23 protein-coding genes are annotated in these 25558 nt (G+C 62.1%); 7 read left to right on the top strand and 16 right to left on the bottom strand.

Annotation, left to right across the window (positions count from 1 at the left end; genetic code table 11):
- Positions 1-173 precede the first annotated feature (173 nt).
- Together ACFWEM_RS18390 and ACFWEM_RS18385 are read left to right on the top strand one after the other, a co-directional pair.
- The gene (locus ACFWEM_RS18390; RefSeq protein ID WP_378535703.1) at positions 174-905 is read left to right on the top strand and encodes a response regulator; all 732 of its coding nucleotides are present in this window, start codon (positions 174-176) and stop codon (positions 903-905) included.
- Positions 906-918: 13 nt separating this feature from the next.
- A complete protein-coding gene (locus ACFWEM_RS18385) occupies positions 919-2595 on the top strand; it encodes a GAF domain-containing protein (protein WP_378535701.1) in 1677 nt (558 codons plus the stop codon).
- Positions 2596-2598: 3 nt separating this feature from the next.
- On the opposite strand, the gene ACFWEM_RS18380 is transcribed toward ACFWEM_RS18385, so the two are convergent.
- Positions 2599-2979, bottom strand: a complete 381-nt coding sequence (locus ACFWEM_RS18380) for a VOC family protein (protein WP_378535699.1) — start codon at positions 2977-2979, stop codon at positions 2599-2601.
- Positions 2980-3178: 199 nt separating this feature from the next.
- Here ACFWEM_RS18380 and ctaD point away from each other — a divergent pair, with 199 nt between their 5' ends.
- Both ctaD and ACFWEM_RS18370 read left to right on the top strand, forming a co-directional pair.
- Positions 3179-4921, top strand: coding sequence for a cytochrome c oxidase subunit I (gene ctaD, locus ACFWEM_RS18375; RefSeq protein WP_378535697.1), 1743 nt, complete (start codon positions 3179-3181; stop codon positions 4919-4921).
- Positions 4922-5142: 221 nt separating this feature from the next.
- Positions 5143-5964, top strand: a complete 822-nt coding sequence (locus tag ACFWEM_RS18370; protein WP_378535695.1) for a universal stress protein — start codon at positions 5143-5145, stop codon at positions 5962-5964.
- 17 nt (positions 5965-5981) lie between these two features.
- On the opposite strand, the gene ACFWEM_RS18365 is transcribed toward ACFWEM_RS18370, so the two are convergent.
- The 8 genes from ACFWEM_RS18365 to ACFWEM_RS18330 form a co-directional block, all read right to left on the bottom strand.
- Complete coding sequence (locus ACFWEM_RS18365; RefSeq protein ID WP_378535693.1) at positions 5982-6455, bottom strand: NUDIX domain-containing protein; 474 nt, start codon at positions 6453-6455, stop codon at positions 5982-5984.
- Between the two features lie 79 nt (positions 6456-6534).
- On the bottom strand, positions 6535-8757 hold the full coding sequence (gene katG / locus ACFWEM_RS18360; protein ID WP_378535691.1) for a catalase/peroxidase HPI: 2223 nt from the start codon (positions 8755-8757) through the stop codon (positions 6535-6537).
- 36 nt (positions 8758-8793) lie between these two features.
- Positions 8794-9237 (bottom strand): Fur family transcriptional regulator, encoded by a 444-nt coding sequence (locus tag ACFWEM_RS18355; RefSeq protein ID WP_378535689.1) that lies wholly within the window; start codon positions 9235-9237, stop codon positions 8794-8796.
- Positions 9238-9473: 236 nt separating this feature from the next.
- The gene (locus tag ACFWEM_RS18350; RefSeq protein ID WP_378535686.1) at positions 9474-9908 is read right to left on the bottom strand and encodes a nitroreductase/quinone reductase family protein; all 435 of its coding nucleotides are present in this window, start codon (positions 9906-9908) and stop codon (positions 9474-9476) included.
- An 88-nt stretch (positions 9909-9996) separates the two neighbouring features.
- Entirely contained in the window at positions 9997-10776 is a 780-nt protein-coding gene (locus ACFWEM_RS18345) for an acetoacetate decarboxylase family protein (RefSeq protein WP_378535684.1), read from the bottom strand.
- A 1-nt stretch (position 10777) separates the two neighbouring features.
- On the bottom strand, positions 10778-11578 hold the full coding sequence (locus tag ACFWEM_RS18340) for an SDR family NAD(P)-dependent oxidoreductase (RefSeq protein ID WP_378535681.1): 801 nt from the start codon (positions 11576-11578) through the stop codon (positions 10778-10780).
- A 17-nt stretch (positions 11579-11595) separates the two neighbouring features.
- Positions 11596-12840, bottom strand: a complete 1245-nt coding sequence (locus tag ACFWEM_RS18335) for an NADH:flavin oxidoreductase/NADH oxidase family protein (RefSeq protein WP_378535679.1) — start codon at positions 12838-12840, stop codon at positions 11596-11598.
- A 34-nt stretch (positions 12841-12874) separates the two neighbouring features.
- Positions 12875-14251, bottom strand: coding sequence for a flavin-containing monooxygenase (locus ACFWEM_RS18330; protein ID WP_378535677.1), 1377 nt, complete (start codon positions 14249-14251; stop codon positions 12875-12877).
- Positions 14252-14362: 111 nt separating this feature from the next.
- Between ACFWEM_RS18330 and ACFWEM_RS18325 the strand changes: the two genes are divergently transcribed.
- The 3 genes from ACFWEM_RS18325 (at position 14363) to ACFWEM_RS18315 (ending at position 16457) form a co-directional block, all read left to right on the top strand.
- Positions 14363-15010 carry a TetR/AcrR family transcriptional regulator gene (locus ACFWEM_RS18325; RefSeq protein ID WP_378535675.1) on the top strand — a complete coding sequence of 216 codons (648 nt, stop codon included), beginning with the start codon at positions 14363-14365 and terminating at the stop codon, positions 15008-15010.
- Between the two features lie 112 nt (positions 15011-15122).
- Positions 15123-16028: an alpha/beta fold hydrolase gene (locus ACFWEM_RS18320; protein WP_378535673.1), complete on the top strand. Its 906-nt coding sequence runs from the start codon at positions 15123-15125 to the stop codon at positions 16026-16028.
- 120 nt (positions 16029-16148) lie between these two features.
- Positions 16149-16457, top strand: coding sequence for an amphi-Trp domain-containing protein (locus ACFWEM_RS18315; RefSeq protein WP_378535671.1), 309 nt, complete (start codon positions 16149-16151; stop codon positions 16455-16457).
- A 27-nt stretch (positions 16458-16484) separates the two neighbouring features.
- Here ACFWEM_RS18315 and ACFWEM_RS18310 read toward each other — a convergent pair whose 3' ends face one another.
- The 7 genes from ACFWEM_RS18310 to ACFWEM_RS18280 all read right to left on the bottom strand — a co-directional run bounded on the left by ACFWEM_RS18310 (position 16485) and on the right by ACFWEM_RS18280 (position 25521).
- Positions 16485-18779: a serine/threonine-protein kinase gene (locus tag ACFWEM_RS18310; protein ID WP_378535668.1), complete on the bottom strand. Its 2295-nt coding sequence runs from the start codon at positions 18777-18779 to the stop codon at positions 16485-16487.
- Positions 18780-18865: 86 nt separating this feature from the next.
- Entirely contained in the window at positions 18866-20275 is a 1410-nt protein-coding gene (locus ACFWEM_RS18305; protein ID WP_378535666.1) for an FAD-dependent oxidoreductase, read from the bottom strand.
- A gap of 53 nt (positions 20276-20328) precedes the next feature.
- Complete coding sequence (gene nagB / locus ACFWEM_RS18300) at positions 20329-21108, bottom strand: glucosamine-6-phosphate deaminase (RefSeq protein WP_378535664.1); 780 nt, start codon at positions 21106-21108, stop codon at positions 20329-20331.
- The gene (gene murQ, locus ACFWEM_RS18295; protein ID WP_378535662.1) at positions 21109-22026 is read right to left on the bottom strand and encodes an N-acetylmuramic acid 6-phosphate etherase; all 918 of its coding nucleotides are present in this window, start codon (positions 22024-22026) and stop codon (positions 21109-21111) included.
- Between the two features lie 48 nt (positions 22027-22074).
- Positions 22075-22950, bottom strand: coding sequence for a MurR/RpiR family transcriptional regulator (locus ACFWEM_RS18290; RefSeq protein ID WP_378535661.1), 876 nt, complete (start codon positions 22948-22950; stop codon positions 22075-22077).
- A complete protein-coding gene (locus ACFWEM_RS18285) occupies positions 22947-24143 on the bottom strand; it encodes an anhydro-N-acetylmuramic acid kinase (RefSeq protein WP_378535660.1) in 1197 nt (398 codons plus the stop codon). The genes ACFWEM_RS18290 and ACFWEM_RS18285 overlap by 4 nt, the downstream gene beginning before the upstream one ends.
- A 46-nt stretch (positions 24144-24189) precedes the next feature.
- Positions 24190-25521 (bottom strand): MFS transporter, encoded by a 1332-nt coding sequence (locus ACFWEM_RS18280; protein WP_378535659.1) that lies wholly within the window; start codon positions 25519-25521, stop codon positions 24190-24192.
- Positions 25522-25558 lie beyond the last annotated feature (37 nt).

Raw genomic sequence — 25558 nt, 5'->3', positions numbered from 1 at the left:
GGGTGATTCAGATCTCGTGACGGTCGGGACCTTTGGCTCTGTGCAATCGAGACTCGGTCTCGCACCCTTCGACGCGGGTTTTTTGTCGGCCATCGGTCGGACAACCCGATCCTGTCGGGACATTACCGTCCGGTAACATCGACGACAGGCGTGAGCTGGAAGAGGTGACCACCGTGACGATCGGCATCTATCTGGTCGACGACCACGAGATCGTCCGTCGTGGATTGGCAGACCTGTTGAATCAGGTATCGGGATTCAACGTCGTGGGCGAGGCGTCGTGTGTTCGCGAAGCCTCGGTCGGGATACCCGAATGCCGACCCGACGTGGTTGTCATGGACGTCAGGCTTCCCGACGGCAACGGTGTGGAACTGTGCCGAGAACTGGCGTCGACCTATCCGAACGCGGCGACGTTGATGCTCACGTCCTACTCCGACGACGATGCCCTCCTCGACGCCCTGATCGCCGGCGCACGTGGATTCGTCCTCAAGAACATTCGCGGCCATGACCTCGTTTCGGCGATCCGTACGGTTGCTACCGGCAAATCGCTGTTGAATACGCAGGCGGTGATCGGTTTGGTGCGGCGCATCCGATCCGAGCAGGAATCGGGTACTGCGGCGGCCCTGTTGACCGATCAGGAACTATTGATCTTCGAGTTGATCGGCAAGGGACTGAGCAATCGAGAGATCAGCACGCACGCAGAGCTCTCGGAGAAGACAGTCAAGAACTACGTCTCACGCATCCTCGAGAAACTGGGCCTCGAACGCCGAACGCAGGCTGCAGTCTTGGCAACAAAGCTTCGCGCAGGCACTTCTCACCCGGATCCTTCGGGCCAGGCGACTACTCACCTGCTGACGCCGTCAGGCTCGCCCTTCTCCGCGACCACGGGCACGCACCATGCCAGGTAGCCGCGACGCTCTCATGCTCAGCCTATTCGGCGATATCGCTGGAAGCGCCGAGCTGGCTGCCCTGAACCCGAGTGCGATTCCCAAACTGCTGAGCGCCGTGTTGACTGTCGGATCCACCCTCCAGCTCGACGAAACCCTGCAACAGATAGTCGACGTCGCGCGTCATCTCCTCGAAGCGGACTACGGAGCGCTCGGCGTGAAGTCGCCCGACGGGCGCTTGTCGCGATTCATCCACTCGGGTTTGGATCAGGGTCAGGTTGCCAAGATCGGGCACCTTCCCGAAGGGCACGGACTGCTGGGCCTGGTCGTTCAGGAACCCTGCCCGGTTCGAACCGACCACATCTCCTCGCATCCGTCCTCGGCAGGGTTTCCGACCAATCACCCACCGATGGACACGTTTCTCGGCGTTCCGATCTTTGTCAGGGGAGAGGTGTTCGGAAGCATCTACCTCGCGGACAGCTCGGACCGGGCTGCATTCGACGATCGCGACGAGGCAGTACTCCAGATACTGGCAAACGCTGCGAGCATCGCCATCGACAACGCGCGCCTGTTCGAGGAATCCCGGACGCGGGAGGCCTGGCTCAAGGCAGTCGCCGCCGTCAATGCACGTCTTCTCAGTGGCGGATCGCGCGACGAGACGCTGGCCGAACTGGTTCGGACGACAAGGCATCTCACGGATGGAAATCTGGTGTGCGTCGTTCGCTACGACCTGGGCAGAGAGCCAGTAGTCCACGTCGCAGATATTGCCGATTCCCAGCCTTTCGCCGCGACCGGCTCTGCCGTCAATCTGTCCGGGACCGTGATCGACGACGCAGCGCGCAGCCGGCGACCGATCTCTGCACCACAGGGCAGTCCCGTTCCGGCACTGAATGTTTCCGGTGACGAATCTGTGATCGCACTCCCCCTCTCCGGAACCTCGTTCGGCGGCGGCGTTCTCTTCGCGTCACGCCGCAGCGACCGCCCGTGGGGAACAGAGGAGATCGAGCAATTGACGGCAATGGCAGACATCGCCTCTGTCACTGTCGAATTCGCTGAACAGCAACGAAAGGAAAGACTGATCGACGTGCTCGAAGATCGTGACCGCATCGCGCGTGACCTCCACGACCACGTCATTCAACAGTTGTTCGCCACCGGATTGAGTTTGCAGGGAGTACTTCAACGTCCAGGCGACGAGGCCACCGTTCGAACCGTTTTGGACACCTCTGTCGATCAACTCGACCGGACGGTCCGCGAAATTCGCACCGCAGTCTTCGACCTCCACACGAGCGAGATGTCCACTCCCACAAGCCTACGGCGGCGACTCCTCGACGCCGTCAACGGCCTGTCCGGCCACTCGCCGATCACTCCCAGCGTCACTTTCGAGGGAACCATCGACAGTTCCGTCCCGGCTCGACTAGCCCCGCACGCCGAAGCCGTTGTGCGCGAAGGCTTGAGCAATGCTCTGCGACATGCCCATGCCGATGCCATCGACGTCACCATCCGTGCCACCGAGGAGCTTGTCATCAGCATCGTCGACGACGGTGTGGGTATCGACCAGGCAACCAGAATCCACGGTCTCGACAACCTTGCGACCCGCGCTCGTCAGTGCGGAGGCTCGAGCAACATCACCAGCGAGAACGGTGTCACCGAGTTGGTGTGGCGCGTTCCGCTGAGCCGAAGGCCGAGCCTGTTACCGAGTCACGATCGTTGAGCGTCAGAGCGGAGATAGTCGAGCCTTCAGCAGACAAAACTCATTACCTTCTGGGTCCGCTAGGACATGCCACTGCTCCTGCCCTGTCTGGCCGATGTCAGCCGGGCGCGCACCGAGACCCAGTAGTCGTTCGAGTTCGGCCTCCTGATCGCGATCGGTAGCGTTGACGTCAATATGCAGGCGAGGCTTACCCTTCTCCGGTTCGTCTCTGCGACTGAGGATGATCGTCGGCTGTGGACCGCCAAAGCCTTCGCGTGGGCCGATCTCCAACGACCCGTCGTCCATTCGATCGAGCACGACGAAGTCCAGGACCTCGCACCAGAACCGGCCCAGCACCTCGGGTTCCCGGCAACCGAGCACCAGTTCACTGATGCGACACGCCATGACGATCTCGCTTTCTTTCCGCCCGTGAAGACAACTCTCTCGACCGTACCGGACCACGTGATCTACGCCATGCCTCTGTTCCGATCCTAGGGACCTTTTCCCCTCGTCCGAGTTCCCGGTCGCCACGATCATTGCGTTATGTTCCACAGTCCCAGGCATTCTCGGTATTTCGTCACGTCGATTCTCGTAGGCGGCCGTCGTGGTTGATCTAGCACCCCGGCCGGTAGGTGAGGTCGATACGCACGCCGATGCGATTCCCCGAACCGCTCCGAAGGGTTCGAAACTGGTCGAGATCCTCAGGACCACCGATCACAAGATGATCGGCCTGATGTACATCGTGACATCGTTTGCCTTCTTCTTGATCGGCGGACTGATGGCGCTACTCATGCGCATGGAATTGACCGTTCCGGGAATGCAATTCCTGTCCAACGAGCAGTACAACCAGTTGTTCACCATGCACGGAACGATCATGCTCCTGCTGTACGCGACCCCGGTCTTCTTCGGATTCGCCAACTACCTCATGCCACTGCAGATCGGGTCGCCGGATGTGTGTTTCCCGCGACTCAACGCATTCAGCTACTGGCTCTATCTCTTCGGCGGCCTGATCGCCTCCGCCGGATTCGTAACACCTGGCGGTGCGGCAGATTTCGGCTGGACCGCTTACGTGCCGCTCACCAGCGAACTCCACTCCCCCGGCATGGGCGCCGACCTGTGGATCATCGGTCTCACGCTCGGCGGCGTCGGCACCATTCTCGGCGCAGTCAACATCGTGTCGACGATCGTCTGCCTGCGTGCCCCTGGGATGACGATGTTCCGCATGCCGATCTTCACGTGGAATGCGCTGGTCGCCAGCATGCTGATTCTCCTCGTTTTTCCGCTGCTCGCTGCCGCCTTGATCGGGCTGTGGGTGGATCGTCATCTGGGTGCGCACCTGTTCGACCCCGCCACCGGTGGAGTCATGTTGTGGCAGCACCTGTTCTGGTTCTTCGGCCATCCCGAGGTCTACATTCTGGCGCTGCCCTTCTTCGGCATAGTCTCGGAGATCTTCCCCGTCTTCAGCCGCAAGCCGATCTTCGGATATACCGGGTTGGTCTACGCAACGCTGGGAATTGCGGCACTGTCGATCGCGGTGTGGGCACACCACATGTACGCAACCGGCGCCGTTCTCCTCCCGTACTTCTCGTTCATGACCTTCCTGATCGCAGTTCCCACCGGAGTCAAGTTCTTCAACTGGATCGGAACGATGTGGAAGGGGCAGTTGACCTTCGAATCGCCCATGCTGTTCTCCGTCGGCTTCCTGGTCACATTCTTGTTCGGCGGACTCTCCGGCGTGATTCTTGCCAGCCCGCCCTTGGACTTTCATGTCACCGACTCGTACTTCGTCGTCGCACACTTCCATTACGTCCTCTTCGGAACGATCGCCTTCGCGACATACGCCGGAATCTATTTCTGGTTCCCGAAAATGACCGGCCGGATGTTGGACGAGAAGCTCGCCAAGATTCACTTTTGGTTGACCCTGATCGGCTTTCACGCAACATTTCTCGTCCAGCATTGGCTCGGCGCTCAGGGTATGCCTCGGCGGTACGCGGACTACCTGCCGTCGGACAATTTCACTCTTCTCAACACGATCTCGACCATCGGCGCGTTTGTGCTCGGAGCCTCGACGATTCCGTTCATCTGGAACGTTTTCAAGAGCTACCGCTACGGCCGAATTGTGACCGTCGACGATCCCTGGGGGTTCGGAAACTCGCTCGAATGGGCGACGTCCTGCCCGCCACCGCGACACAACTTCACCGAACTCCCCCGAATCCGCAGTGAGCGGCCCGCATTCGAACTGCACTACCCCCACATGGTCGAGAGAATGCGCGACGAGGCGCACGTCGGACTGCTTGGCCACAAGTCGGTTTCCGAGGTAAACACCAAGGTGAAACAATATGAATGACGGCACGAAGTACCGAGCCTGGGCAGAAAAGCAGCAACACGAACGCCGAGCGAAACCCGGCCATCTTCTCGCCCCGTTGCTTGTGCTCATGTTCGCTGTCACGACGCTCGTGTGGTTGCCCCTGACGACTGCCGCGTGCTCGATAGTCGTCGCAGGATTGCTGTTCGGCACTGTCCTGCAAGCTAGTTCGCATTCAAAAGACACAGCTCGAGGAGTTCACGATGAAGCCCGAACTATCGACTGACCTCATCACCTCGGAGTGGTCCGCGGACGGGGCGGTGGTCGTGTGCATCGACGGATCCCCGCTGCGCCCCGACGTGATCACGTGGGCGGCCGAGTTCGCGCATCGCCACAGTCTCTGGATGCGAATAGTTTTCGTAGCCCCGTTCACCGCCGATCCGAACACCTCGGCGTCACCGACCGGCCTGTTCATGGAAGCCATTCAGATCACCGAGTCGGTGTCGCCAGATCTTCGGATCCGGACCGATCTGATCTCCGGGGAGAACACCGCAATCCTCACCGCGTTGACGTCCGAGGCCGCCTTGATCGTCGCACCACAGGACGATCCCGCCGCACCTGGACCGACATGTTCGTTCGCAAGAGTCGGAACACCGCGTGAAAGCAGCGCTGCGGCAGCCTTGCCGGTTGTCGTCGGTTTGGACGGAAGCGCCTACAGCGAAAGCGCTTTGGCAATCGCATTCAAGGAAGCCGACGCAGTGAACACCGAACTTATCGTCGTACATGCTGCCTCGCCCGAAGCCGAGCTGCGTCGAGACTTCGCATCCGGGCACGCGCCCCAGCACCCGACGCCGCTGACGTGGCAACTGTCAGGTTGGGCCTCGCTCTACCCTGGCGTCACCATCCGTCAGATCGAATTCGACGGCCCTTCGGTAGCCATTCTGGAACAACTCTCCACCGAGGCAAGGCTTCTCGTCGTAGGCCGGCGTGGTCGAGGCTCGTTCGACGACGCCGGTCTCGGCACGACGAGCAGTGCGATGATTCGAAAAGCTCAGTGCCCGGTCATCGTTGCGAGCGAAGCCTGAATTTGTTCCTCGCTCGGTCAGAAACCGTAACTTTGGATGGGTGCGAGCTGACCGGCGTGATGGGCTTCGATCACGAAACGCTCGTGGTCGACCAGCTTCTCCGGGAGTTCGTCAACCGGCCACCACCGCAGATCTGCAGATTTCAACGGCTCCATCCGGCGTGGTTCACCCGACCACGTACGGCATTCGTAGAAGAAGTCCACTCGATGATCCACTGGTTCAATCCCTGCCGCGTGACGGCGATGCAACACGGTCAGCGGTTTCAGTTCCGAGGAAAGCAACTCAACGCCAATTTCTTCCGCAGCCTCCCGAATGGCAGCGTCGAGTGCCGACTCCCCCAGTTCGACGTGTCCCGCAGCCGCGTGAGCCCAGTATCCGTCCATGAATCCCGTGCCCTCGCGCAATTGCAACAGCACCTCCGGGCGTTGTGCCAGGTTGCTTCGACAGAACATCACGTACACCGCTGGTACCAGCGCAAATTGATCGGCCACACGACCACGCTATCGTGCGCGTGAAATGACGGCGCCCCGCGAGAACAAGCTCGCGGGGCGCCGTCGACGATCTGCTGGATCAGTTGACGTCGAACCGGTCGAGGTCCATCACCTTGGTCCAGGCGGCGGCGAAGTCCTCGGCGAACTTCTGCTTCGCGTCTTCGCTGGCGTACACCTCGGAGAGTGCGCGCAGTTGCGAATTCGATCCGAAGACGAGGTCCACTGCAGTTGCCGTGTACTTCGGGTCGCCCGTCGCACGATCAGCCCCGTCGTAGACGTTCTCGTTCGTCTTCGACGGCTTCCACTCGGTACCCATGTCGAGAAGGTTGACGAAGAAATCGTTGGTCAAGGTCTCGGGACGGTCGGTGAACACCCCGTGGCCGGTCTTGCCGAAGTTCGCGTTCAGCGCGCGAAGTCCGCCGACCAGCACTGTCACCTCGGGTGGGGTCAGAGACAGCATGTACGCGCGGTCCACCAGCAGAATCTCTGCCGGAATCTTCTCCCCACCCTTGAGGTAGTTCCGGAATCCGTCGGCCCGAGGTTCGAGTACCTCGAACGAGTCGACGTCTGTCTGCTCCTGCGTTGCGTCAGTACGTCCCGGAGTGAACGAGACCGTGATGTCCTGTCCCGCGTTCTTCGCGGCCTGTTCGACGGCCGCTGTACCACCCAGAACGATCAGGTCGGCGAGTGAAACCTTGGCTCCACCAGCCTGGTTGAAGTCCTGCTGAACCCGCTCGAGAGTCTCAAGCACCGCGGCGAGGGCTGCGGGCTCGTTGACTTCCCAGTTCTTCTGCGGCTCCAGTCGAATTCGCGCACCGTTGGCGCCGCCGCGCATGTCGGTGCTGCGGAAGCTCGCAGCCGACGCCCACGCGGTCGACACCAACTGCGAAATGGACAGCCCGGAGTCGAGAAGTCGACTCTTGAGGATCGCGATGTCTGCGTCCCCGATCAGTTGATCATCGGCCGAGGGAACGGGGTCCTGCCACAGCTGCGGCTCGGGAACCCAAGGTCCCAGGTAGCGCGTGACCGGTCCCATGTCACGGTGAAGGAGCTTGTACCAAGCCTTGGCGAACTCTTCGGCAAATTCTTCCGGATGATCGAGCCAACGCCGGGTGATCTTCTCGTACGTCGGATCCAGGCGTAGGGAGAGGTCGGTCGTCAGCATCGTCGGTGTGCGTCCGGCCGACGAATCGAACGGGTCCGGGATCGTGCCCGCCCCCGCGCCGTCCTTCGGAATCCACTGCCACGCACCCGCCGGGCTCTTGGTCAGCTCCCAGTCGTAGCCGTACAGAATCTCCAAGAAGGTGTTGTCCCACTTCGTCGGAGTGGGAGTCCACACGACCTCAAGACCACTGGTGATCGCGTCCTTACCCACACCCGTGCCGAAGGCACTCTTCCAGCCCAGTCCCTGCTGCTCGATGGGTGCGCCTTCGGGTTCCGGTCCGACGAGGTCGGCCGGTCCGGCTCCGTGTGTCTTGCCGAAGGTGTGGCCGCCGGCGATCAGCGCAGCTGTCTCCACGTCGTTCATCGCCATGCGCGCGAATGTTTCTCGGATGTCGCGGGCGGCCGCTACCGGATCCGGTTGCCCGTTGGGCCCTTCGGGATTGACGTAGATCAAGCCCATCTGCACGGCGCCGAGCGGTCCGGACAGCTCACGGTCTCCGCTGTAACGCTCGTCGCCGAGCCAGGTGTCCTCAGGACCCCAGTAGATCTCCTCGGGCTCCCAGATGTCTTCTCGGCCGAATCCGAAGCCGAAGGTCTTGAACCCCATCGACTCCAGGGCGCAGTTGCCCGCGAACACCAGCAGGTCGGCCCAGGAAACCTGCTTTCCGTACTTCTGCTTCACGGGCCAGAGCAGGCGCCGTGCCTTGTCGAGGCTGGCGTTGTCCGGCCAACTGTTGAGCGGGGCGAAACGCTGAGCGCCTTGACCGCCGCCCCCGCGGCCGTCTGCAATGCGATAGGTGCCGGCAGCATGCCAACTCATACGCACGAAGAGTCCGCCGTAGTGGCCGTAGTCGGCCGGCCACCAATCCTGCGACGCCGTCATCAACGCGATGACGTCGCGCTTGAGTGCCTCGACGTCGAGTTTGGCGAATTCCTGGGCGTAGTCGAAGTCTGCACCCATGGGATTCGACTTCGACGAATGTGAATGCAGGACAAAGAGATCCGGCTGATTCGGCCACCAGTCGCTGTTCGTTCTCGGACGGTTCCCGGTGGGTGTCGGCGACGGGATTGCGGGGTTTTCACTTTCGCTGGTGCTCTCGGTGTTTCCATCGTGAGCAACCGGGCAACTATCGGACACGGTAATCCCTCCATGAGCGAGTAGAACGGACTTCGATCACGTTTGTGATCGCAAACTCTGAGTTGTCGAACAGTCGGCACACAGGCCCCAGTAGATGACCTCGGCTTCATCGAGGACGAAGCCGTTGTGCGTCGACGGCGTCAAACACGGCGCTTCACCTACGGCGCAGTCGACGTCCTCGACAACGCCACACGACCTGCAGACCACGTGATGGTGGTTGTCACCGACGCGAGACTCGTACAGCGCCACGGATCCGGACGGTTGTATTCGCCGTATCAATCCGGCGTCGGTGAGAGCGTGCAACACGTCGTAGACCGCCTGCCGAGATACCCCTGGCAGAACCGCCCGCACAGCATCGAAAATCGTCTCGGTGGCTGCATGTGGGCGTGCATGCACAACCTCGAGCACCGTGACTCGGGGGCGAGTCACGCGAAGCTCAGCGTCACGCAATTGGGCTGCGTAATCCGGCGTCGAAGGCACCTTTCCACTATTGCGCAATCTTCTGGACTGAACCCAGACTTTCGCGAAATTCTTGCCCGATCGAGCTAATCGGCCCTGTGAACAATCCGTCCGGTCACCCGTCACCTCAACAGGTAAAAGGCGGGCTCGCCTGCGATCCCCGAGTTATCGTCCGACACCTGAACCTAATGCGACGGTGGTCGGGCAACTCCGTTCACCGTCGTGACTTCGCGCATTCAGCGCAGCGACGGCGGTGTTCAAGACTTCATCGGGACCAGTTCTACGATCGGGATCGTGCGAGATGTCTTGTTCTGGTAGGCGGAGTATCGCCCCTTGTTCACGACGTCGAGTGTCGACCACCGTCGCGCGTAATCCGGATCGGTCGGCAGGGTGACGCGCGCGCGAACTCGTGTACTGCGTAAGCCGATCTGCATCTCGCACACAGGTTGTGCGGTGAGGTTGGCAAGCCAGTCGGGTGGCTTGGCTGCTCCTCCGGCGGAGGCGACCACCAGATAGGTTCCGCCATCGCGTGCGTAGGTCAATGCCGAAGTTCTCGGCAGACCGGATTTGCGACCGAGGGTGCGTATCAGAAGGGTGGGGTTGCCGAAGAGGAGACGATGCCCGACCAGTCCACCGGTACGCATGTAGATCCATTTGTGGGCACGCAAGATGTGACGATAGATATCGCTCATGACGGTCCTGAAGTTCTCTCGCAGAGGGATTCTGTAGGTGGCGGCAGCTCACGTTGATTTCCCGCGGGTGCGCTCGAGTATGTGAAGGTCACAGGACCCGCGGCCGTAGACGGCTGGTCGTGAACAACGGAGTAAGTGGGCGTACCGGGACAGGCGGCACCCACACGCCCGGCAGGTCGACGCGGTGCAGCCGCGCTTCGACCACCCGGCCGATTCCCATCTGATCCAGAGGGTCTCGTTCTGAGCCAAACACTTCCAGCGCGAATTCGTCGATGCGCCGTACCTCGAGCACGCTCTCACGTGGAGTGAAGGCGACCAACCAGGGCGGCAGCATGCCCGCGACGCCGACGACATTGCGGTGCGGTCGGGCGAGGATCGGCGGTGGGTCGGTGATGGCGTCGCCCATGCGGCCGCTCATGGTGAGCAGCTTGTGCCCACGCCGGGTTGCCGCAGCGCGGATATCGGTATCGGTGACCGTCCACTCGATCTCACCCAGTTTCTTCGGGTAGCCAAGAAGCTCACGGCCGATGATCAGGGCTACGTCGTCGTCGAGAATCATCCACGGGCAGTGAATTCCGGTGCCCTGCACTGTCTTGATGTGAACGAACAGTCCGGCCTCGTGATAGCCGGGTGACTCGAAATTGTTGTCCGGGAAACAGGCGGTGAAAAGGTCGGCGCGCGCCGGTTCGGCCAACCGTACCCCCGCAGGAAGCCACTGCTTCATGATGTCGGGGTCGATTTCGACGGTGGCGCTGAAGTAGTGGGCGTCGCGGTAGAGGCTGCGCCGCGGATCGCCGAGCGTCAGTGTGCGGCGCAGGTCCGTCCAGAGTGAGCGACCCGCAGTCCTGACGGCCGGTTCCCAGCCCATCTCATTTGACCCTTCGGTAGACGGTACGCAGAATCGGCCCGATCAGCCCTCGCGGGGTGTATTGGCCACTGACGGTCTGCAGTTTGGCGAACGCGCCGGGGACCACGCGGCGGCGACCAGCCGCCAGCCCGACGATTGCTGCCGTTGCGGCTTGTTCGGCACTGACCCACAGCGGGCCTGGCAACAGGCGGTCGAGCTTCGGGACCTCGGCTACCTCGGCGTATTCCGTACGTACTGGGCCTGGCGCGAGTAGCGTACATTGCACTCCGGTGCCGACGAGCTCACTGTGCAGCGATTCGGCGAGGGTGTTCGCGAATGCCTTGCTCGCCGCGTAAGTAGCGTTGTTCGGTCCGGGTTGGTTGCCTGCGGTGGATCCGGTGATCAGAATCGCGCCCACGCCGCGCGCCAGCATGGGTGGCAGTACAGCGAGGATGAGGTCGTGCACTGCAACGGAATTCAGTTCCACCTGTTGGCGTTCCCGCTCCGGGTTCGCGGTCGCGAGCTCGCCGTAGGTGGCGAATCCGGCGTTGTTGCACAGTATTACGACATCTCTGGTCGCGAGCTCGTCACAGAGCTTCGCGCGCTCGGCACGGTCGGACAGATCGACGCTTCGGATCTCGACCTCGATGCCGTAACGCTGGGCCAACCGCGCGGCCAGCTCACGCAATCGATCCTCGCGGCGGGCTACCAGGATCAACGAGTATCCACGCCGCGCCAGGCCTTCGGCGAGGGCGAGACCGATACCGGAGGACGCACCGGTGACGACAGCTCGCGTGGTTGATGTGGGTGGGGGAAGGCTCATGGTTCGCTCCTCGGTGATCAGAATTGGGTGAGCGCGCGGGCAGTCACGGCGGTACCAGCAGCGATCAGAGTGCGAACTGCACCCGGTTCACGTACTTGCTCCTTGCCTGCCGCAATCCGGCGGAAATTCGCCGCATGCCAGGCGAGTTGGAGGTAGGAATTGATTGGTGTGGCGCCGGCCAGCGGAATGCGTGGCGCAGTCGGAAGCACCTGCGGCTCACCGGTCCCGGACAGCAGGTCGGCCGCGATCGTCGGCCGCACGGCGAATGGTCGGCCGAGCCCGATCACATCCACGACGCCCTGAGCGAGCACGTCGCGGATGAAGTCGCGGGTGCGTACACCGCCGGTCAACATGAGCGGCATAGCAGTACGGGCGCGCAGGCTTTCGGCGTAGCGCAGGAAGTAAGCCTCCCGGACTCGGGTGCTGTCCTGCACGACGCCGGTCATGGCTGGAGCTTCGTAGTTGCCGCCGGAGACCTCGAGCAGGTCGATGCCGGCCTTTTCCAAAGCGAGCGCGACATCGAGCGACTCGTCTTCCCCCAACCCGCCGTGCTGGAAGTCTGCCGAGTTGAGCTTGACCGACACAACGGCCTCCGGGCCGATGGCTGCGCGAACGTCAGCGATCACCTCGAGCAACAGGCGACGCCGGTTCTCCGGGCTTCCGCCGTAGCTGTCGGTGCGCTTGTTCGCGACAGGTGAGAGGAACTGCGACAGGAGGTATCCGTGTGCGGCATGGACCTGCACTCCCGAAAATCCGGCTGCCACGGCCAGTTCCGCGGTTCGGGCGTAGCGGCGACGCAGGAAGGCGATGTCGCCGAGCGAGAGTTCCCGGGGTTTGCGCAGATTGAATCCGAGCGCCTGCGGCCGCAGCGCCGACGGGCCGACCGGGCGTCGGTGCAGTGGTCCGACGGCAACTCGTCCGGGGTGGTTGATCTGCATGATCATCACCGCACCCTCCCGGGATCCTGCCCGGGCCCAGTTGCCGACGGCTTCGAGGTGGCGGTCGTCTTCGAGGGTCACGTTGCGTGGCTCGACGTAGGCGCGACGGTCGATCATGACGTTGCCGGTGATGAGCAGGCCTGCACCGCCTCGTCCCCAGGCGCTGTAGAGGCGGGTCAGGTTCTGGCTGGGTGAGCCGTCGATCGCGGCGAGTTGTTCACTCATCGCGGCCTTGGCGATGCGGTTGGGCAGGGTAACGCCGCATGGCAGCGTGAGTGAACTGGCAGCGGTAGCAGTGCGGGGTGCGTGTTTCTTGGGTGGCATGGTTACTCCTGTTGTCGTGGTGGAGAATTGGAGGTCAGGCGTTGCGGTGCGCGGCAGCGAGGATCGGTCGCCGGACGTTGCCGGGCACAACAGGTCGCGGCTCGGGAATTCTCCGCGCGGTCGGTGGGCCGGCGAGTGCACCGAGGAGCTTCGAGCGGAGTGTGGCCAGTTGGGTCATGATCCGGACCGACCACCGGCCGCGCCGCATTTCCCAGCGCAATTCGGGGCCGCCGGCGAGGATTTCTCCGGATGGCTTGGACAGATACGAGTAGAGATCACCGACCGGTGTATGCAGTTGTTGCTGCAGTATCGCGGCCTCGGCGAGCAGGCGTGAACTGTTCATCAGCAGCATTCCTGCACCCGAGCGCGGGGCGACCAGTCCCGCGAAATACAAGTTGGCCAACCCCGGGGCGAAGGTGTGTGACACCAGGCGCGGTTGCCCGTTATCCCACGTGAGCAGTCCGTCGCCTAGGAAGGGGAAGGTGGTCTTGAAGCCGGTGGCCCAGACGATGGTGTCGTATTCGCCGCTGGTGCCGTCGGTGAAATGCACTGTACGTCCGTCGAACCGGGATATTTCCGGCCTGACTGCAATGCGGCCGTGTTTGAGGAAGTAAGGCAGTTGCTGGTTGACTACCAGATCTTGGTCGAAGATACGGTGCTTCGGCTTTTCCAGCCCGAAACTGCGAAAACTTCCCATTCCGACAACAACGATCATTCGGAAGACTAGCTCCTGCAACACTTTTGGAACTGGGATCGAGCCCACGTCGAACTTGCTGCTAGGGACACCGAGGACGTACTTCGGAATGAACCAGTAGCTACGGCGCAGTGAAATCTCCGCGGCGCCGAAGGTCAGCGCGGCTTCTACCGCCAGGTCACAACCGGAGTTTCCCGCGCCGACCACCAACGTGCGCGAGCCGTCGAGGTCGGCAGGGCGCTTGTAGTTCTTGGAATGGATCTGTTTGCCGGTGAATTCGCCCGGATACGCGGGAATGTTGACATCCCAGTAGTGACCGTTGGCGATCACGACGCCGGCGTACTCGCGCACCGTGCCGTCTCCGAATTCCACCAGCCACCCGGCTCTTCCCGAAGTATCGAGTGGCGCCACATCGACAACCAGCGTGTTGAATTCGATCCGGTGATCCAGGCCGAACTCGGCAGCGAAGGCGCGCAGATACTCGCACATCTGTGTGGCGCTGGGAAAGTCCGGGTAGTCGTCGGGCATCGGATAGTCCGGATACCCGGTGACGTCCTTCGAACTGATCAGATGCGTGGAGTCGTACACCCCGTGCGACCAGTTTCCGCCGATCGCAACGGCGGTCTCGACGTGGTCGTAGTCCAAGCCGAGATCCGCGTAGGCCTTTGCCACCGCCAGCCCGGTGTATCCAGCTCCGATGATGCAGTACCGAGTCACGGTTGCAACCTTCCCTCAAAGCTACAGTCAGTGTAGCTACAGTCAGTGTAGTATTTGCCAAGGCGTTGTTGCATGTCAAGCAACGCGGTGACGGAGAGGCGGCAAACGATCATGACCGAACGACGGAACCGGGCGTATGCACCGCGAATGGCTCCTGAACAACGTCGGGAGCAGTTACTGGACGCAGTCCTGCGGGTGATCGTCGAACAAGGCGTCCACAAGGTGTCCATCGACACGGTGGCGAAGGAAGCGGGCGTCAGTCGCCCCGTCGTCTACGGCCACTTCGACGACTCCGACCAACTGCTGCGCGCTTGCCTCGACCGCGAGGAGAACGCAGCACTGACGCAACTCGCCAACGTGGTGCCTCTTCACACGCAGGACCCGATCCACGCGATGACAGAAAGCCTCGAAGTTTTCCTTACGGCCGTCCTGGCCGCACCCAACCGGTGGCGAGCAGTCTTCCAGCTCGCCGACTCGAGCACGCCAACCTTTCGTAGACGCCTCGAGCACGGCCGCCAGGCGCTCATCGCAGCACTGACGGACTTCGTACGAGCGGCAACACCTCCGGATCGACTTCCCGCCGTCGATGTCGACCTCACCGCCCGCACCATGTATGCACTTTTCTGGGAGGCCGGTCGCTTGGTTTTGGCGGAACCGAAATCCTTTCCACCACAGCGCATTCGCGACTATGCCGACCTCCTCATTCCTGCACTGCCCGCATTCCACGAACCGAACAGGACCCCTGAACGATCCGCATGAGGAAACGCGAGAACTCCGATCGAACGCCTCCTGGCCCTCGGGCGTCCCCGTTGCGTCTTCAGGCGTGTTACGTTCCGGCGGATTGAACAGTCAACTCAGGGGAGCGCGACAAGTGGAGTTCAGCAGTACCGAACCGGACGAACGACGCGAGAATCATTGCCAGGGGAATTCCGAGTCAGTCCGCACCCGCGACGGCCGATACCTGCACACGATGGTGCTGCCAGGGCCTCGCAATCGGTCGGTCACCGTCGTCTTCGAAGCCGGTGCTGCGGCAAGCCGATCCGGGTGGGCTTTGGTTCAACCAGCGGTCGGAAACTGGGCTCGCGCCGTCGTCTACGACCGTTCCGGACTGGGACGCAGTGCCGTCGATGCGCAGCCGCGGACGCTACGGCGGATGGCTGACGATCTGGGCGACGTACTCGATCACTTCGGCCCGGGCCCGTTCGTCTTGGTCGGCCACAGCGCCGGCGGACCCATCGTCCGGGCTGCAGCGGCCGCTCGCCCCGAACGGATTGCGGGCGTCGTGCTTGTCGATCCGACTGACGAGGCTGCAGATCTGCTGTTCAGCCGGATGTTCCGTCTGATGGAGCGGGTGGCCATCGCAGCGAACATGGTCTTGGCCCGAACCAAACTGATGCCGCGACTGTACAAGTCGATGACCGACGCCTTGCCGGACGACGCGCGCAGAGATATGGAGTTGGAGGGATTTACCGTCACGATGGTCCGCACGCATGCCTCGCAAGCCGAAACCTTCATCGACGACTTGTACAAGTTCAGAGCTGACCCACCCGCGCTCGGCGGGATTCCGGTCACCGTCATCTCCGGCGCGCGAACAGGATCCGGCATGAATGCCACAGTCAGGGCGGCTGCGAATGCTTCCCACGAGTACCGGGCCGAACAATCTCCACAGGGCCGCCACGTCATCGCCGAGCGCTCCGGCCACTACGTCCCCATCACAGATCCGGAAATCATCGCCCAGGAAATACACCGCCTCGTCGATGGCACGCAAGAGTCCTGAACATTCGAGATCAGCGTTGCGTTGAAGCCTGTTGCCACCTCGCGGTTCCACAAATTCCGACAATCTTTCGTTTGTTCCATCTACCGTGAAAGGGAGAATCCGCCGAGGTCAGGAGTGATCGTGCCCAAATTGGAGATCAAGAGGAAGTCAGAACTCTCGCGCCAGGAAGTCGCCGACCGACTCATCGCCCTCGGCCAAGCGCTCGCCAGTGGATCGGAAGTGGAACTGGGATCTGGCGGGGACTCGATCGAAATCAGTGTTCCGGAGCAGGTTCGGTGGGAACTCGAGATCGAAGTCGACGGCAATGACGTCGAGATAGAAATCGAGATCCACTGGCGCGACGACCCTCAGGAAGAATCGGAAGTGAAGTCTCCGCCTCCCGCCAAAGCCGTCCGTCGCAGCCGACCACGCAAGAGCACTGCCAAATAGGCCGACTCGAATTCGGTTGACAGGCACTTAAGGAGACGCCGACACCTCGAGAGATACTACGCGCAGCAGTGCCCGGAGATCCCTTTCGATTCGTCGAAACAGTTGGTAGACAACGATGAATCCGGCGATACCGCCCAAACACAGAGCGCGGACGGTTGCGTTGAGTTCCTCACCGGCACCCGAACCGACAAAACTGAGCCCTGCGATTCCCACCAGGGGAACCGAGGCTGCGACCGCGAGGTACCTCGTGCTGCTCCGACCCAGTGAACGAATATCGCGGCCGTCGTCGCTTCGTAACTCGCCGTGTGACAACAAGATCGGATACAGACATCGAACCGAGTAGTAGGTCAGGATGAAGAACGGATAGGCGACTGCGACGGCTCCGCACACGGCCAGCGACGACATCAGGTGCACGTAGGCTCGCTGCGGAATACCGCCAGCCGCAATCTGCAACGCAACTGGATATGCGATACCGGCCAGCACCCACAGACCGAAAGCGATCACCACCGCTCGGTGTCCGACGTTCAGCGTCGCGGTACGCGCCTTGTTCAAGACCTCCGCGCTGTACGTCTGACCGTTACGCAGTCCGTGAGGCACGGTGAGCGCAAGCCGACACCAATACAGGATCGCCGCGGCGCCGAGAGAGAACGCAGCCACCCCGATGACCAGATGAACCTGCTCGAGATGCTGCTGAGCCTGCGGCGAGAGCCCCGAGATGATCAGCATCTTGTTGTAATAGTAGTTGTAACCCGCCGCAAGGAGATTCGGAATTCCGATCGCCGCCAGCAGAATCGGCAGCGCCCACTTCCACAACGTGGAACGCGGGCTCCCTTCCGGTGGGTCCACCAGATTGCGGGCAGACCGGTCCAGACACAGAGCGAACTGACGAGCCAGCTTTCGGCCACCAGACCACCTACCGTCTCGCTCCGGCGAGAGAGACTTCACCAGAACTCGGCGCAGCGCCGGCGGACAGTCGTCCGGTAATCGGGCCTCGGCCGCGGGGTCCACTCCGCGCCGACGAGCTTCGAGGGCCTTCTTGGGCGACGGCGGGTTCTCCCCCGTTCCGTCGTCAGTGAAAGGCCTACTCCCGGTGAGGAGCTCCCACAGCATCACGCCGAGTGCATAGATGTCGCTGCGAGTGTCGAGTGTGCCGGGCGCACCCACCGCACAGGCCTCCAACTGCTCTGGAGACATGTAGGCAAGCGAACCCCCGACAAAACAAGCCGCGTCCTCGGTCGAGACCTCCTCGCTCGAGCTGACGTTGAAGTCGGCGAGTTTCGGGATGCCTTCGACACTGAGAAGTACGTTCGCCGGCTTGATGTCCCGATGTAGTACGCCGTGCTCACGCGCGTACTCGAGAGCGTCGGCCAGTCTCATTCCGATCCAGGCCACGGTCTCCGGCCACGACATCGCAGCGATCTCGCTCCGCAGGCTCGTCTCGCTCGGCTTCATCTCGCCCTTCTTCGCCAGAGTCTGATCGATGGCGTCGAGAAGAAGTTGTCCGGACCGCTGGGCCTGCGGTGTCACGCGCACAAGTTTGACCACGTCGAGCAGAGTCCCACCTGGCACGTATTCCATGAACAGGACTCGCAACGCGCGTTCCTCGAGCAGTCGCTGATCGAAGACGCGGACGATGTTGGGATGGTCGAGCTGGGCGAGGGTCTGCGGCTCGACTCCGACGTTGCGGGAAATCTTCAACGCAACCCACCGCTGCATCGAGAGTTGCCGAGCGAGGAACACTCGAGCAAACGCCCCGTGCCCGAGTTCCAACACCAGTTCGAAATCGTCGAGGTGCTGCCCGATTTCGAACTCGTCGAAACCCGAGAGACCCAACATCATGACGTCTTCGCGACCGGCCATCGAATCACGGTCGAACATCTGCTCGAAACTCTCTGCCTGCAAAGGGAACTCGGCGACGTACTCAGCCGCCACGACGTCCTCGCCGCCCTGCTTCCGTAGCCGGAACTCCTCGTACAGGAGCTCGGCCGGTAGTGGTTCTTCGAGCAATTCCGGATACTCGACGCAATATTCCGTGAGCCGCTTCGGGCGATCGCTTTTCAGCCAGCGGTACTCCATGTCGATTCCGACCAGTTCGATCAGTGCGGCCCGGCGAATCTTGGCTGGATCGGGCAGATAATCGGTCAATTCGGAAGGGGTCCCCGCCTCCCAGTCTCCGACCAGGCGACCGAGCCCGTCGGCACCGTTGCGCCCGTCATGCCCCACCGGCGGTGCTGACGGGCGCAACTCGGTGACGGTGCCCCGTTCGGTCAGGGGCCCGCTCGCGACTGTCGCGTCACTGGCCTGCGCACCACGTTCATTCATGACACTTCTGCTCCGCACCTCGAGCACGATGAATCGAGGTGACTCACTTCAGCGTAACCCCGGTGGTACCCCAGACCCCAGCGATTCTATTCGGGGTGAACGGCCACGTTCGCGCCGATGCGGACAAGGTCTTCGCGATCTTTGATCTTGACGCGATCACGCCCGTGCCGCGCACCGAGGTCGCGTTCGGCGGCATCGATGCGAAGCCATCCGTCCCAATCGACGGGCAGTAATTTTCCGGCCGCGAGTAGTGCAGCGATCCGGCTGCGGTCCGATCGACATTCGACATCCGAATCCAGCTGCCGCAGCATAGTTTCGACGGTTTGGCGAGCATCCGGCCGTGCCGCACCGATCAGCCCGACGGCACCTCGCTTCATCCATCCGGTCACGAACAGGCCCGTAATGGGAAGACCGCTCTCGTCGACCACCGCGCCGCTCCGGTGCGGAACCGTGCCGCGTCCGTGATCGAAGGGCACCCCGGCAAGTGGAGTGCCGCGAAATCCGATTGCCCGGTACACCGCTTGAACCGGATAGTCGGTACAGACCCCCGAAGCGGTGACGTGACCGTAGCCGTCGGGATCAGTCCGCTCGACGCGAAGTGCTTCGACTTTCCCGTTACCGAGAATCTCCGCCGGCTGTCGGTAAAAGTGCAGGTGAACTCGGCGCTGGGCGATTCGGTCGGCAGAAGCAGCGCCTGCGAAAGTGCGGAGCGTCTCGACAGCCAGTCGGGTATGCACCCACTGTTTGGTCATCCGCTCGATATGCCGATCCGGTGCGACATCGGCAGCGTCGACGACAACATCGACTCCGGGCAGTTCACCGAGAGCGCGCAACTCGTTCGGGGAGAATCGAGCGTCGGCGGGTCCGTGCCGGACGAAGATGTGCACCTCCCGAACGAGACTGCTGGCGATCCCTTCCCGAACGTCGGCCGATACGTCGGCGGCCTGTAGTGATTGCTCCTCGGCGAGGATCATGCGCGCGACATCGAGTGCGACGTTGCCACCCCCGATCACGGCGACCGATTCGGCGTTCAGCGGCCACTGCGGCGAACTGTCCGGGTGATCGTTGTACCAACCGACAAAATCGGCGCCACCGAAAGAGCCTGGAAGGTCGACGCCGGGAATGTCGAGCGGCACATCCCTTGGCGCACCGGTTGCAATGATCACGGCGTCGTAGGAAGAACGTAGAACCTCGACGGAAAGGTCCTTTCCGATCTCTACGTTGCAGAACAGCCGGAAGTCACTGGCGCCCAGCGCGGTGTGCAGAGAATGGACGAACTTCTCGGACTCGGCGTGCCCTGGCGCGAGACCGTAACGCACTAGTCCGTACGGCGTGGGTAGACGCTCGAACACGTCTATCTTGGTGCCGGGCGCCAGTTCAGCGAGAGCGCTCGCAGCGTGGATTCCCGCCGGCCCCGCTCCGACGATCGCAACACTGCGCGGAGGTGAGAAAACCCGGGGCGACGCAAGCGGGGATACCGCTCTCACACTGATCATGCACCGAGGCTAGGAGCTCAACTGCGCTAGAGATCAAGTCCCCCGCTTTTCAGTCAGTAGCCCTGCTCTGCAGGCTTGTGCTCGGTTGTGTAGCGGTAGAACTCCGCGAGTTCGAGTTCACCGGCAGCTGCCTCGTCGACGATGACGGTCACGTGTGGATGCAGCTGAAGCACTGATGCCGGGCAGAACGCCGAGACCGGACCTTCGACCGCCGCCCGGACGGCGGGCGCTTTGCGTGCGCCGTCCGCGATCAGGACGAGATGCCGTGCATCACTGATGGTTCCGAGTCCTTGTGTGATCACATGATGCGGCACGTCGGCCGGGTCTGCGAAGAACCGTGCGTTGTCGGCGCGGGTCCTCTCGGTCAAGGTCTTCACTCGGGTGCGCGACGCAAGTGAAGAGGAGGGCTCGTTGAAACCGATGTGTCCGTTGAGGCCGATGCCGAGGATCTGCACGTCGACGGGACCGTTTTCGGCAATGGCAGCGTCGTAGCGCCTGGCAGCTTCACTGGGATCCGCGGCTCCACCGTCGGGGCTGAACACTCGCGCATTGTGGATGTCGAGGTGATCCACGAGTTCCGTGCGGATAGTGTGCGCATAGGACTGTGGCTGATCGGACGTGAGACCTACGTACTCGTCGAGAAGATACGCGCTCACGTCCGCGAACGACACTCCCGATTCTCGATGCCGCCTGATCAGCTCTCGATACGTGTGCAGCGGTGACGATCCCGTCGCGAGGCCGAGCGTTCGCGCTCCGTTCTCCATTGCGCCGCACACGATATCGGCAGCAATTCGCCCGCCGTCTTCCGGACTGGGAACGATGACGATTTCCATTCAGGCTTCCTCACTGCTCTTGCCGGCTCCGACGATGGCATTGCGTACCGAACCCGAAGCGCGTTCCAACAGTTCGGTTGCTTCGGCGAAGTCGCATTCGGCCAACAACATGACGACCGCTGTCTTCACATGACCGTCGGCATTCTCGATGGTCTCCGAAGCGATCTCGGTATCGACTCCGGTGGCTGCCGCGACGATCCGGTTTGCGCGATCGACAAGTTTGGCATTGGTCGGCCGAAGATCGACCATCAGATTGTGGAATGCCTTCCCGGATCGGACCATACTGGCCGTGGAGAGCATGTTGCACACCATCTTCTGCGCAGTCCCGGCCTTGAGCCTCGTCGATCCGGTGAGGATCTCGGGGCCGGTGTCCACTTCGATGGCCACGCCGGCGTGAGAACTCATTGCCGCACCCCGGTTGCACGAGACTGCCACTGTTGCGGCGCCGAGTTCGCGGGCATGATCGAGGCCACCGATGACATAGGGGGTACGACCACTGGCCGCCAAGCCCACGACGACGTCGGTGGCGTTCAACGAGATTGCGTCGAGGTCCACCCCAGCCGATCGCGGATCGTCTTCTGCTCCCTCGACTGCGTTCAGAAACGCTCCCGGGCCACCGGCGATGATGCCGATCACCTCGCCCGGATCTGTCCCGAACGTCGGAGGGCATTCCACTGCGTCGAGAACTCCCAGGCGCCCACTTGTCCCGGCTCCCAGGTAGATCAGTCGACCACCTTGCGCCCGGGAAGCGACGATCAAGTCGACTGCGGCTTCGATGGCGGGTATTACCGCCGCGACGGCGTCGGCCACGATTGAGTCCTGCTGGTTCATCACCGTCAGCAAGTCCGACACCGACATGACGTCGAGATCGCGGGTGAGAGGGTTGGGTCTCTCGGTGGAGAGCATTTCCAATTGCATTGTGGCGAGTCCTCCTCGATCAGATTTCACTACGACGACGACTCCTCGTCAGTGCCGCTTCGAAGCGATGGCGTCATGGCTTCGTTGCAGAGCGGAGAGTGCGCTGGGCAGCGAGTGCGCCACCATCGCAAAAATTGTGTCGACTACCAACAGCTGGCCGGTGCGGCTTGCCATCGCAGCCGATCGGAAACCGAATTCTCTACCGGCAGTAAGTAGAACGTGGTGTGACTGCACGGCGAGCGTCGATCGCGCCCCACCGGTGATCGCAGCCGTCGACGCCCCGGTACGACGGGCAAGAGCAAGTGGCTCGACGACATCGGAAGTCTCACCTGAATGTGAGATCCCCACTGCGATGTCGTCCGGCCCGAGCAAGCTGGCACTGACCATCGCCGCGTCGCGGTCGAGATGAACCCGGCAATTGACGTCGATACGCGAGAGCTTCAACGTGAGGTCTTGCGCGACGATGCCTGACGCGCCGATGCCGTACACCTCGACGCGGCGGGCGGATCGAATCCGGGACACAACTTCTTCGAGCGCAGCAGGATCGGTCAATTGCGCCGTGCCCTTGAGCTGTTCGGATTCGAACTCGGCGAGCTTGGCCATCACCTCGCCGGCCGAGTCGGCAGCAACGATGTCCACACCGAGCGGGATCGTGTCCCCGGCGCCGGACCCGCTGATGGCCGCCAGCGCGAGACGAAGCTGTGGATAGCCCTCGAAACCGAGCCTTTTGGCTGTGCGGACCACTGTCGCCGTGCTTGTCGACGCTCGCTCGGCGAGGTCGTTGACCGTCAGGGTGGAGGCCAGACTGGGGTCGGCTTCGATGATTTCGGCGATCCGCAGCTCGGCAGGCGAGAGGCTGCTCAGTGATGCGCGAATACGAGCAAGCAGGTCGACGGACGCCGGAGCACTCCGGTCCAAAGTCATAACGCCTCGATTCGCATCGTTTTCGGAGCTGACGGCACCGATGTGATTCTAGGCAGCCCACGGCTTCCTGGCGTCAGAGATCCGAGCACACTGGCGTGACGCGCACCGGTGCACGAAGCAATGCTTCCGGGCAATCCGTGTGCGGTGAGAAAGCCGAGAACCGCGAAAGCCAATGCTTCCTTGATGTCGGAGGTGACGCCGAGTTCGTCCGAAGAGACAAGCGCGATGTCGCCCAGTTCGTCACGGAGCATCGCCATCAACGTCGGGTTCTTGGTACCACCACCTGACACCACCACTTCGGTGGCTGCCAGCCCTCTGACGGAATCGGCTACCGTCCGGGCGGTCAGTGCAGTCAGTGTCGCGACGATGTCAGCCAGAGACAAGGATTCGTAGCCCCGCAGAGCTGCGAGTAGATAGTCCCGATGGAACAATTCTTTGCCCGTGCTCTTGGGAGCGGGCTGCGCGTAATACGGTTCGCTCAGTAGTTGTGCCAGCAGATCGACGTTCGGTGTGCCGGCTGCGCCCAGAGCCCCACCGAGATCGAACCACTGCTCCCCCTCCGTGAATTCGCTTACCGCGGCGTCGATCAACGCATTTGCGGGGCCGGTGTCGAAGGCAATCGGTACTGCGGCACCATCGACCGTCGATGTCGGAGCGCCTCCCGGAGCAGTGACGTTGGCGATGCCACCGAGATTGAGCGCGACGGAACCCGAAGTTCTTCCGTTGAGCCACAATACGTCGAACGCACTGACCAGTGGTGCACCCTGACCACCCGTCGCCACATCGCGAGAGCGCAGGTCCGACACAACCGTGCATCCGGTCTTCTCGGCTATCCAGGCCGGCTGCCCGAGCTGGAGAGTGCCTTTTACTTGCGCTCCTTCGACCCAGTGGAACATCGTCTGACCATGTGAGGAGATCAATTCCGCACTGCCACCGCACAGTTCCGCGTTCGCCCGCGCGGCGACGGCCGCAAATGCCTGTCCGATCTCGGTGTCGAGTTGGCAGATCTGACCGACAGTCGTGGACGCCGGCGGTACCGCAGCCGCCACCGCAGCCCGCAACTCACCGGAATACGGTTCGCTGACCATCCCCAGTGGGGTGAGCACAAGAGTGTCCCCGTCGATCCGGATGTCTGCTGCGGCAGCATCGATAGCGTCGTACGAAGTACCGGACATCAGGCCGATGACTCTCATGAAATATCCCTTACTCGGATCGTTTCGGCATTCGGAAAAGCTGCGGTCAGTCGACGAGTGCCCGCTTGTGGGCATTTCCTCGCAAGGTACTCAAGGCGATCGCACTGACGGCGCACGTTGCCATCACGAAGTAGGCCGGAATATCGAGATTGGAAGTTTCCTTGATCAGCCACGTGATGATCAGACCGGCGCAGCCCGAAAAGACCGCGTTGGACAGGGAGTATGCGAGTCCCAATCCGGTGTACCGAACCGAAGTGGGGAACATCTCGGAGAGCATGGCGGGTCCGGGCCCGGCGACAAGTCCCACTGCGGCGCCGGCGGCAAACACTGCAAATCCCTTGGCTGTCAGAGACGTCTGCCCGTTCTGCAGGACGTTGAGCAGCGGCAGAGCCAGGACCAGAATTATCACGGTGCCGGTGAGCATGACCGCGCGTCGTCCGATGCGATCGCTGAGTCCACCCGCGATCGGAATGGTCACCGCGAAGCCCGCATTGGCGAGCACAGAAGCAACAAGTGCCTGATGGAAAGTCGCGTTGAGCGAACTCTGAAGATAAGTCGGCATGACGACGAGGAACGTGTAACCGGCAGCAGACCAACCCATCAACCGCCCGATTCCGAGCAGAATTGCCCTGGCCGTCTCTCCGACAGTCGGCTGCACGACCGGCGCCGGCGCATCAGCTGTCGGTTCGGACTGGACTGATCGAGCACGCTCGAACGACGGCGTCTCTTCGAGCCGGAGCCTGAGCCACAGGGCAACCAGCCCCATCGGCAGTGCAAGGAGGAACGGGATGCGCCAGCCCCAGTCACTGAGCTGTGACGGGTCGAGGACAGTAGCGAGGAGTGCTGCGATACCCGCACCGGCGAGCAGTCCGAGTGCGACGGTGAACGACTGCCACGAGCCGTACAGCCCACGTCGTCCGGGCGGAGCGAACTCGGTCATCACCGACACTGCACCGCCGAACTCACCACCGGCCGACAATCCCTGCAGAATTCGAAGCACCGTCAAGAGAAGCGGTGCCAGAATTCCGACGCTCTCGTAGGTGGGGAGCACACCGATCAGGGTCGTCGCGGCCGACATCAGCAGAAGAACGATCACCAGGGTGGGGCGTCGACCGATGCGGTCACCGAGTCGACCGAAGAGTGCGGCACCCACTGGGCGGAAGAAAAACGCCAACGCAAACGACGCATAGGTCTTGATCAAGCTTTCGAGGTCGCCGGAGCCATCGGCGCTGAAGAAGTTCGACGCGATGATCGTCGCGAAGAACCCGTACACACCGAACTCGTACCACTCGATGAAATTTCCTACGGAGCCGGCGACGAGCGCCCTGCGCCGTTTGAGCTGCGCACCATCGTTCCGTGTCTGCACTGTGATGCCCATGCCGTCCTCCGTTGACGAAACCCGAATATGCAACAAA

The organism is Rhodococcus sp. NPDC060176 (assembly GCF_042728675.1).
GTDB lineage: Bacteria > Actinomycetota > Actinomycetes > Mycobacteriales > Mycobacteriaceae > Rhodococcus_F.
The sequence above is the reverse complement of the archived record's forward strand: the minus strand, read 5'-3'. Positions and strand labels throughout refer to the sequence as shown.

Bases quoted from the DNA above. Each gene is read 5' to 3' on its own strand.
- ACFWEM_RS18385 (WP_378535701.1), top strand. From the start codon at position 919: ATGCTCAGCCTATTCGGCGATATCGCTGGAAGCGCCGAGCTGGCTGCC.
- ACFWEM_RS18380 (WP_378535699.1), bottom strand. From the start codon at position 2,979: ATGGCGTGTCGCATCAGTGAACTGGTGCTCGGTTGCCGGGAACCCGAG.
- ACFWEM_RS18370 (WP_378535695.1), top strand. From the start codon at position 5,143: ATGAAGCCCGAACTATCGACTGACCTCATCACCTCGGAGTGGTCCGCG.
- ACFWEM_RS18350 (WP_378535686.1), bottom strand. From the start codon at position 9,908: ATGAGCGATATCTATCGTCACATCTTGCGTGCCCACAAATGGATCTAC.
- ACFWEM_RS18345 (WP_378535684.1), bottom strand. From the start codon at position 10,776: ATGGGCTGGGAACCGGCCGTCAGGACTGCGGGTCGCTCACTCTGGACG.
- ACFWEM_RS18340 (WP_378535681.1), bottom strand. From the start codon at position 11,578: ATGAGCCTTCCCCCACCCACATCAACCACGCGAGCTGTCGTCACCGGT.
- ACFWEM_RS18335 (WP_378535679.1), bottom strand. From the start codon at position 12,840: ATGCCACCCAAGAAACACGCACCCCGCACTGCTACCGCTGCCAGTTCA.
- ACFWEM_RS18325 (WP_378535675.1), top strand. From the start codon at position 14,363: ATGACCGAACGACGGAACCGGGCGTATGCACCGCGAATGGCTCCTGAA.
- ACFWEM_RS18310 (WP_378535668.1), bottom strand. From the start codon at position 18,779: ATGAATGAACGTGGTGCGCAGGCCAGTGACGCGACAGTCGCGAGCGGG.
- ACFWEM_RS18305 (WP_378535666.1), bottom strand. From the start codon at position 20,275: ATGATCAGTGTGAGAGCGGTATCCCCGCTTGCGTCGCCCCGGGTTTTC.
- nagB (WP_378535664.1), bottom strand. From the start codon at position 21,108: ATGGAAATCGTCATCGTTCCCAGTCCGGAAGACGGCGGGCGAATTGCT.
- murQ (WP_378535662.1), bottom strand. From the start codon at position 22,026: ATGCAATTGGAAATGCTCTCCACCGAGAGACCCAACCCTCTCACCCGC.
- ACFWEM_RS18290 (WP_378535661.1), bottom strand. From the start codon at position 22,950: ATGACTTTGGACCGGAGTGCTCCGGCGTCCGTCGACCTGCTTGCTCGT.
- ACFWEM_RS18285 (WP_378535660.1), bottom strand. From the start codon at position 24,143: ATGAGAGTCATCGGCCTGATGTCCGGTACTTCGTACGACGCTATCGAT.
- ACFWEM_RS18280 (WP_378535659.1), bottom strand. From the start codon at position 25,521: ATGGGCATCACAGTGCAGACACGGAACGATGGTGCGCAGCTCAAACGG.